At 55.4% G+C, this 8,862-nt stretch carries 9 protein-coding genes and 1 pseudogene; 5 read left to right on the forward strand and 5 right to left on the reverse strand.

Annotated features, from left to right (window positions below):
• Positions 1 to 148 (forward strand): annotated as a pseudogene (locus tag WCA53_RS22275) (LysR family transcriptional regulator); the annotation flags it as partial.
• A gap of 74 nt (positions 149 to 222) precedes the next feature.
• On the opposite strand, the gene WCA53_RS22280 reads toward WCA53_RS22275, so the two are convergent.
• The 5 genes from WCA53_RS22280 to WCA53_RS22300 all read right to left on the reverse strand — a co-directional run bounded on the left by WCA53_RS22280 (position 223) and on the right by WCA53_RS22300 (position 6,107).
• Positions 223 to 984 carry an SDR family NAD(P)-dependent oxidoreductase gene (locus WCA53_RS22280; protein WP_423915628.1) on the reverse strand — a complete coding sequence of 254 codons (762 nt, stop codon included), beginning with the start codon at positions 982 to 984 and terminating at the stop codon, positions 223 to 225.
• A 469-nt stretch (positions 985 to 1,453) separates the two neighbouring features.
• Positions 1,454 to 2,425, reverse strand: a complete 972-nt coding sequence (locus WCA53_RS22285) for an ABC transporter permease (protein ID WP_423915629.1) — start codon at positions 2,423 to 2,425, stop codon at positions 1,454 to 1,456.
• Positions 2,426 to 2,446: 21 nt separating this feature from the next.
• On the reverse strand, positions 2,447 to 3,967 hold the full coding sequence (locus tag WCA53_RS22290) for a sugar ABC transporter ATP-binding protein (RefSeq protein WP_423915630.1): 1,521 nt from the start codon (positions 3,965 to 3,967) through the stop codon (positions 2,447 to 2,449).
• Complete coding sequence (locus WCA53_RS22295; protein WP_423915631.1) at positions 3,964 to 4,977, reverse strand: ABC transporter permease; 1,014 nt, start codon at positions 4,975 to 4,977, stop codon at positions 3,964 to 3,966. The genes WCA53_RS22290 and WCA53_RS22295 overlap by 4 nt, the downstream gene beginning before the upstream one ends.
• 23 nt (positions 4,978 to 5,000) lie before the next feature.
• Positions 5,001 to 6,107 (reverse strand): sugar ABC transporter substrate-binding protein, encoded by a 1,107-nt coding sequence (locus WCA53_RS22300; RefSeq protein WP_423915632.1) that lies wholly within the window; start codon positions 6,105 to 6,107, stop codon positions 5,001 to 5,003.
• A gap of 414 nt (positions 6,108 to 6,521) precedes the next feature.
• On the opposite strand from WCA53_RS22300, the gene WCA53_RS22305 reads away from it, so the two are divergent.
• The 4 genes from WCA53_RS22305 to WCA53_RS22320 all read left to right on the forward strand — a co-directional run.
• Positions 6,522 to 6,827, forward strand: a complete 306-nt coding sequence (locus WCA53_RS22305) for a Dabb family protein (protein ID WP_423915633.1) — start codon at positions 6,522 to 6,524, stop codon at positions 6,825 to 6,827.
• Between the two features lie 142 nt (positions 6,828 to 6,969).
• Positions 6,970 to 7,797: a 3-keto-5-aminohexanoate cleavage protein gene (locus WCA53_RS22310; RefSeq protein ID WP_423915634.1), complete on the forward strand. Its 828-nt coding sequence runs from the start codon at positions 6,970 to 6,972 to the stop codon at positions 7,795 to 7,797.
• 72 nt (positions 7,798 to 7,869) lie between these two features.
• Positions 7,870 to 8,637 (forward strand): SDR family NAD(P)-dependent oxidoreductase, encoded by a 768-nt coding sequence (locus tag WCA53_RS22315; RefSeq protein WP_423915637.1) that lies wholly within the window; start codon positions 7,870 to 7,872, stop codon positions 8,635 to 8,637.
• 42 nt (positions 8,638 to 8,679) lie between these two features.
• A partial coding sequence (locus WCA53_RS22320; RefSeq protein ID WP_423915640.1) for an SDR family NAD(P)-dependent oxidoreductase occupies positions 8,680 to 8,862 on the forward strand: 183 nt, incomplete at its 3' end.

The following is an 8,862-nucleotide window of genomic DNA, read 5'->3' on the forward strand; positions in this document are numbered from 1 at the left end:
TGTGCTTGATGATTGGGACTTGCCGCGCCTCACAATCAACCTTGCCTACCCAAGCAGAAAATATCTATCTGCAAAGGTGCGAACGTTCATTGACCTGTTGACTGGAACGTTTCGCGAACGAGACTACGAACGCCTTTGGACGCAGTAGACTGGAACGTTCACTTCGTCGCTGTCCCGGAAGCGCCAGCAACCCACTGTACGGGCCGCTGACGCGCATTTGCGTTAAGAGAATATGACGCCGCCATTGACGTTCAGTGCCTCGCCCGTGATGTATTCGCCTTCCGGTGACGCGAGATAGACAATAGCTGCCGCAATGTCCTCCGGGCGACCAAGCCGACCCAACGGAATGCTGTCCTTTACGTGCTGAACCTGCTTTTCATAGGTGATATTCCGGAGAGTGGCCTCCTCTCTCATCGCCTTTTTGAGCATCTCTGTTTCGGTATTGCCCGGGCAAACCGTGTTTGCCCGTACACCGAACGGGGCCATCTCAAGCGCCAACGCTTCCGTCATGCGCATGACTGCCGCTTTGGTTGCGCAGTAGACCGCGAAATTGGCGAAGCCTTGCTTTGCATACCATGAACCGATATTGATGATGCAGCCATTCTTCTGCTCACGCATTACCCGGGCAGCGGCGCGGCTGCCATTGAAGACACCACGGAAGTTGACGCTGAAAATGCGATCGAATTCTTTGTCAGGCGTATCAGCTAACATCATCATGGTTTGCACTACTGCTGCATTGTTGACAATGAGGTCGAGACGATCATGCTCGCGAACCGTAGAGGCGACGAGCGCGTCCACAGATTCGCCTTCAATCACGTTGACCGAGGCTGCGCAGACGTAACACTCCGGCACCAGCTTTCGGACTTCGTCGATGGTTTCGTCACACGGCGAGAGATCGGCAGCAACGACCCTGGCACCTTCCTGAGCAAGCCGAAGTACGATTCCACGGCCAACACCTCGTGCGGCACCGGTTACGATTGCCACTTTCCCTACCATTCGTTGTGAACTCACAAATTCCTCCGATTTGATCCTGGGAATAAAAAATCTGCTTCAAGGGAGGTCTTTAAAAGGACCCTGGCCTTTGTGGTCATCGATTACGTACAGACACTCCCCCCGTGCGCGCCAATAAACCATGCGCCACAGGTATCCAGTGAATCGAATCACAAAGCGGGTGATTAGTGCTCCCCAATGACTGTGAGTCGCCATGGTGTGTCTCCTCTTTCCGGCGCCGATGGCGCTCAATAGTGCGATTCGGGCGAGCGCCTGTCTGACTCATGGGCGGACGCGGTCTCATCTGACTGGTGTGAGGCAAGGCGACGAGAGAGCCGCGAAATCTCCGTCAGGCGGAAGTCTTCGTGGTTCGGCATGGAATAATTTTTTGCCCCGGTAATTTCCGCAGCAAGCTCGAACGCTCGGGATCGCTCGTTCAGGGAAAGTCGGAGTCCCCGCCGGGTTACTTGACGATGCCGATCTTCGCCCGATCGGTCGTGAGCATGACGGCGATTAGCGCCATCACACCGAAGACAATGTTTTGGGTTGTAGGTGTGACGCCAACCATAACGGTGATAACACGCAGCCACGCGGTAATCACACCTCCTACGAGAGCAGACCCAAGACCACCCACACCGCCTGAAATCGCGGTGCCACCCAACACAACACCAACAATTGAAAGGAGGAGAAGATTGCCCGCGATGGTCGGCGAACTGAAGCCCGTGATCGAACTCAAGAGCACCCCGCCGATCCCCGCGCAGAATGCCGACAACGCGAACACCAGGCATCGGACTCGAGTCGTGTTCACGCCAGACATGATTGCCGTGCGCTCACCAGCGCCGAGCGCGTACAGATCCCGGCCAAACCGTGTGTATCGCAGCACGGCAGCAAGAACAATAGTCGCGCACACCACGACGATAATCGAGTTCGGAACAGGACCAACGCTGCCTGAGATCCATGAAATCAATGAGTCGTCGTCCGGAATGGGAAGAGCCGTGGCGTTCGAGAGAAGCAACGCGAGACCAGTAAGGATGCTGAGCGTCGCCAGGGTCGTGATAAACGAGGGAAGCTGCAACTTCGCGTGAACATAACCCTGGAGCGCTCCGAACAGCAGGGCACCGACAAGAACGATTGGTGTCGCCCACGGGCCAAAGATCGGGTGAAGAAAGACAGTCAGCACACCGACTAACGCGGCTATCCCGGCCACAGACAAGTCGATACTACCGGCGAGGATCGGCAAGGTACTGCCAACCACCAAAATCAGAAGGGGCGCAGCATCCGTGAAGAAGCTGGACAAGCCACCGACCGAAAGCATGCTGGGCGCAAACAGCGAACTGCCTCCTACAAGTAGTACGAGTACGAGCAGAGGGATTAGCCCTCGCGCCTGGGTCGTGTATGTTCCGAAACTGGAACCAAGAGATTTCGCGGCGTTCATCGTTAAGACTCCAATCGTTGGTTAGACCATCGCCCTGACGATGTCTTCTTGGCTCGGCATGACGCCTTGCCGCAGATCATAGGACGCGGTGAATTCGCCATCCCTAAGCACCATGACTCTGTCGGCTAGTTCGAGCGCTTCTTCGCTTGTATCTGCGACAAAAATGATGGACATGCCCTGTCTCGCCTGTTCCCTGATCGCGTCAAAGAGATCGTCGCGAGCGCCAGGGTCAAGACCGCGGCTTGGATGATCGAGTAGAAGAAGCTTGAGCTTTTTCGACATGAGCCATTTTCCGAGCACGACCTTTTGTTGATTACCGCCGCTCAGACGCTCAATCCTGTCCCTGCCGGATGTTGCCTTGACTTTGAGACGCGACATCCATTGACTCGCGGCGGTTTCTTCTGCTCGGTAGTCGACGAGGAAGGCGCTACGCCCATACTCGAGACCGTAGGTGACCACCATGTTCTGTATCAGCGTCCGTCCCGCCAGCATGCCTTCAAGGCGTCGGTTGGACGGCAGGTACGCGATACCGTTCTTGACTGCGTCACGGGGAGAGAGCGACAGTGCGGGGGCGTCGTCGAGCACGATATGTCCAGTGACCGAATCTTCTGCGCCAAAGATGGTGCGGCATAGCTCTTCGGCACCTGACCCCTGAACACCCACCAGCCCGACAATTTCGCCTTTCGCCACATCAAGATCGAGGTTTTTGAACTTGTTTCCGTCAGTGAGCTTCCGGATTTTCAGACGTGGGCTTGCCGGCGCAGGCTTCGTGGACTCAAGAGGTTGGCGCTGCTTGACCTCGCGCTCGTGACCCACCATCAGCCGATAAAGTTCGTCACGGTCGAGGGTAGCAACCTGTTCGTCCGCCACCTTTACGCCGTTGGTCAAAACAATGACGCGATCCGAGATTTCAAGGATTTCGTCGAGGCGGTGCGAGATGAAGACGATAGACGCGCGACTTCTCAAACGCTCGATTTCGCGGAACAGGATCTTGATTTCGTCAGGGTTCAGGACCGAAGTCGGTTCATCGAAAAGGATGATTGGTGGATGGTCCACCAGTTCTTCAATTGCAAGGACCTTCGCCAGTTCTACTTGCTGACGCGCAGCAAAGCTGAGTTCTTCGACGAGCGCTTCCGGGCGAATGTTCACGCCGATCTTTTCGAGTTGCTCACGTGCGGCCGCATATAACGCTTTCCATCGATAGATGCCGCCTCGAGTAGCTTCGTTCGGCTTGTCGATAAAGATATTTTCCGCGACTGTGAGATTCGGAATGAGAGACTGCTCCTGGTGAACCATCCCGATCCCCAGCGAGGTCGCCATTGCCGCGGAACGGATCTTGACGAGCTCGCCGCGCAACAGGATTTCGCCTGAGTCCGGTCCCTGCAGCCCAGCAAGTATTTTCATGAGTGTGGATTTGCCTGACCCGTTCTGGCCGACCAGCCCCAGAACTTCGCCCGCCCGCAATTCGAGATTGAGGTTCTCAAGTGCGACAACCCGCCCAAACCGCTTGTTGATGTTCTTTAGCTCAAGGATGGTAGTCATTTCACGACCCTCAACTTACGACGGAGGTGGTAGCTGGTCACACCGACAGCCACGAGGATGACGGCACCACTAATAATGTTGCGCGAGTACGGGCCGGCGCCGATCTGGATCAAACCGTTGCTCAGCACCTCAAGGATCAACGCGCCCAAGGCTGAATGAAGTGCTCCCCCACGACCCCCGCTCAGCACCGTGCCACCGACAACAGCAGCGCTGATCGCAGGGAAGAGCTGGCCTGCGCCGATATCGGCATTGCCGTTACCGAGCTGGGCGGAAAGAAGGATCCCGCCGAAAGCCGCAATACCACCGGAGATAACGAAGGCGATAAACTTGTATCGCTTTACCGGAAGACCCGACGCGACGATAATCCCTTCATCTCCACCGATCGCGTAGATCATCCGGCCGAGCCTGGTGTATTTAAGCACTACATATGCGGCGGCCACGACTGCGATTGCGATATAGAAGGTCAGGCTCATGCCCGCGATCCGCACGGACGACAATCCAATCACCAGGGGCTCATGAATCGTCGGAACCCTGTCGGGAAAGAGAACCGCAGCCACCCCGAGTCCGATAAACCACATGCCGAGGGTCACGATCAGGGAAGGCGTCTTTCCGAATACATGCAACGCTCCGTTCAGTGCGCCGAACGCCACCCCAATGAGGACCGCGATCAAGATCCCCAGGATCCCGAAGTCGTTGCCGTTGATTCCGTTTGCCACCAGCAGCGCGAGCGTCATGCTCGCTGCTGCAATGATGCCCTGCATAGAGAGATCGATCGCTCCAAGCAAGATCACGAAGCTTATCCCTACTGCAAGGGTCGACGGAACAGCCACTGCCTCGAGAATCGATTTGAAGTTACCGATGCTGACGAAGCTCCCCGTGACCGCTTGGAACACGATGACCATCAACACCAAGGCGATTAATGGCCCCTTGTTTTGGAAGGTCTTCAGTGAGAAGCCTCGACTTCTTTCGAAGTGCGCAGCGTCACTGCTGACTCTATGTAAAATCGACATGATGTCTCCGCAAGAATGCTTACTTATTTAGCGGCGTTGACGCCTGCTGGGATCTCGCCTGCCGAGTACTTCCAGAAGTCCTTTTTCACATCGGCATAGGTGTATTTCGGCGCATTCGCCTTCAATGCAAGGAAATGATCGACGTTATCCCTGGTCACGATCTCCTGCTTGAGGTAGAAGTCTCGCTGTGCCTTCGTCAACTTGTCGGGCTGGATATCTCCGTCGGCTGCGGCACGCGCCAACGCCATGCTTACCGCGCCTTGCATAACGGCGTCATTCCAGACCGTTGCCAACATGTCGCCGCTCTTTACCATGTCCAGACCTACCTTTGAGCCATCGGAACCGGTCACGAGCACTTTCCCATTCAGCTGCTTTTCACGAAGCGCCGCGACAGCGCCGCGCGCCATCGCATCGTTGGAAGCGAAAATGCCATTAAGGGAATCGCCGTAACGCGCGAGCCATGTCCGGGTAATGGTCTGGGCTTTCGTTTCCTGCCAATCGCCAACCTGGGTGTCAACGAGCTTCATGCCGGGGCATTCAGCCAAGGCTTTCTTCAAGCCCTCTATCCGCTGAAAGGCCGGCGGTGTCGAAGGCACGCCTTCGATAGCGGCAATTTGCCCCTTCCCCTTCAAGGCCTTGCAAAGTGCCATTGCCTGGAGGTAACCAGACTCAACGCCGTCAAATGACGTGTGAGCGACCCATTTGTTATTTCCCGTGTCCCATGGGTGAAGGTTTTCTGGTCTGTTCCAGACAGTTACAACATACACGCCCGCTTTTGCCGATCGTTCAACGACGGCCTTTACATACGCGTTGGAAGTGGAGTTGGTGACAAGAGAGCAATCTGTGCAGCCGCCGGCGTACACCGCTCCGAGTTGCGCCAGCAGTTGATCACCTTGATAGTTGTCCGCAATAACGGTTGCCTTGTTCCCGACTGACTGCGCGATGTCGTCCACACCCCGAAGATACTCGGCCCAGTACTCGGAGGCGGTTTCATCAATGCCCGCAATGAGTTTCCCGTTCGGGTTGGCGGCCATGGCTATGGGGGAGTTAACCGCTATTCCACCCATAAAAGCAGCGGCAGAAATAATCCCGGCAAGCAGCCGAACACGTGCCTTAAGGTTAGATTTCATCTTCGTCTCCTGATTGAATATGCGCTGATTTCGCGTGCTTCGATGTGAGTAACTGCCGGCACGATATTTGAATTTCTTCGGGTTGCATCGCAAATAAAGAACCTCAGTGGCCGTGTTGAGACGATAGGTTCAGCCGCCTATAAATAGAAGGGAAGCAACATTAAATGACTTTTCCGCGAGACGGAAGAATCATAAGGATTACCCTGAATTTGAGCCGTTAAATTGTCGCGGAGCCGCGCGCAGCCATGCGCACGCTCATTCTTCCTCCAGGTGGAAATTACATTTATGCTGCGGCTGCTTTCAATGCGTGGGAGGCGGCTCTATAGTCCACCACACTAATCGTGGCAGAGGCACAGTGCTACAAATTTTCGCGCGATGCGTCACGTCAAAACAATGTATGTACTAAGGCGAAGCATGATCAAACATATCGTCATGTGGCAGATCAACGGTTCAACGGCCGACACCAAGCTGGAAGCTATTACGTTAGTCAAGCGGGCCTTCGAGTCGCTCAATGGGAAAATTCCTGGAATGCGAATACTGGAAATTGGAGTCGATGTAAGCAACGTCGACTACGCCTGCGATGTCGTGCTCTACTCCGAATTCGAATCAGATGAGGCTTTGGCAGGTTACGCGAGCCATCCTGAGCACTTGCGAGTGAAGGAAGAGATAGGCGGTGTTCGCATCGCAAGGCACCAGGTCGACTATCAGCCGTCGACTTAAACGTATCGGTCATTTCGAGCGCGCCAACTGATGGTGTCGTCCGCAATCATGGGGCGGCGTTAGTTCAAGACATTGAGCTTTATGCAGTTGGTCAGTTGATCAGGTAACAGTCGTCCGAGTGTCTCTGCAGGAGTCAGACTTTATGAATTCGGTATGCATCGTGAACACTGCGTTCGCAAATCTTTTTCGGGACGATGAACCCGCCGTCAACGCCGCGGGCAATGCCGAGTTCACAGACCTTTTGAAGACATCCGTCGACGGCGGTACGAGTGTTGTGGATCTGGGAGCTGTCGCACGGACTTGCCGGAGCGAGGAACGTCGTGGGCAACTGCGAACGCTCGTTAGCGAAGCGCGGACCCGGTATCCCGGAATCGTTTTCCAGGTCGCCGGAAACAGTCTCTTCGAGCTCAAGCTGCTTCTTAAGCACTTTGCATGGCTTGACGCTGACATTGTCTCTGTCCCGGTGGGCGTCTTTTGCGAAGAGGGGGCTGTCGCTCTGCTTCGAGCTCAAAGGCGTGAAACTGAAAGGCTTCGGAAACAACTTGCTCTGGATGTAGATGATCTTTCGCTTGTGTTCCGCGCGGTGACATTGCAACACGACGGCTTGTTCGATAGCCGGCTACGCATGAACTTCTGCTTCGGTCAGAAGTGTGGCGTGCCGTCGGATCGGGACGCTTTCCTCTTTTTTGCGGAGACACTCAGGAGGCTCGCCCCAGAGGCAACATGGTCTGGCCTCGGGAGTGGAAGCACCGAACTGAAGGTAGCCCAGTGGTCGATCGAAATGGGCGGCCATTGCAAAGCCACAGTCGCGAAGGAGCAGGGCGTGTTAAGCCAGAATGGTTCACGCGGGTTCGCGACGCTGTCCAAAGTAACTGATCTTTGCAAGGAATACGGCCGAAGGCCGGCGTCGTTCGAAGAGGCAAGAAATGTACTCTCGCTCGAGGCAGCAACCTTAACTTCCTGTGTCTAAAGGACGCGTAAAACGCGGGCGCTAGACAAGGATCGAGGCCTGATCGGATTTCTTTAGGACGGAGACGTTTTTATGAAAAGACTCGAACGAAAAACCGCCATTATCACCGGTGCCGGTACAGGCATCGGTCGGTCTACGGCTCTGCGCTTTGCGGAAGAAAACGCACGTGTCGCAGTTTTTGATGTCGTGAATACCGCGGGCGAAGAGACGGTGGCGCGTATCAAGGAAGCCGGTGGCGACGCTATCTTCGTGGCTGTTGATGTCACTGAAGAAGCACAAGTGCGCGCCGGCGTAGAGGAGGTTGTTCGCCGGCTTGGGCCCCCCGATATTCTGGTGAACAACGCGGCGATCACGGGAGCCAACAAGCTCGCTCACGAAGTAAGCGTCGACGAGTGGGACAAGGTTTTTTCTGTGAATGTGCGGGGTTCGTTTCTGTGCACGAAACATGTGGTGCCACACATGATGCAAAAACGCGCCGGGGCCATTGTCAACTTCTCTTCTATCTACGCGCTCATTGGTAACAACGACATCCCCCCGTATCACGCGACCAAGGGTGCAATTCTGGCAATGACGAAAACGGATGCCTTGTGCTACGCGCAATACGGAATCCGTGTCAACGCTGTTCACCCCGGTTCGACGAAGACGCCGCTGTTTATGAAAGCCGGCGAGACGTATCCGGGGGGACTTGAGGTTTATCTCGACATGATGACGAAACTTCACCCTTTGCGACTCGGCGAGCCAATTGATGTTGCTAACTGTGTCCTGTTTCTCGCGTCGGACGAGGCTGGCTTTGTGACCGGAACCAGCCTCGTCTGTGACGGCGGATACACCGCGCAGTAATGCTACGTGCTGTTTATGTAAATACAGAATCGGAGATAACAAATGCGGCTCAAGGATAAAGTTGTGCTGATCACTGGCGGCGCCCAAGGGATCGGTTACGGGATCGCCTCAAGGCTCGCTCGCGAGGGTGCACGTTTGAGTATTGTCGATATACATCTCGAACAAGCGCAGAAGGCCGCCGACGAGCTCAAAAGAGCGGGCGCGGAAGCGATCGCTGTTCGCGCC

The organism is Caballeronia sp., from assembly GCF_049581465.1.
Taxonomy (GTDB): domain Bacteria; phylum Pseudomonadota; class Gammaproteobacteria; order Burkholderiales; family Burkholderiaceae; genus Caballeronia.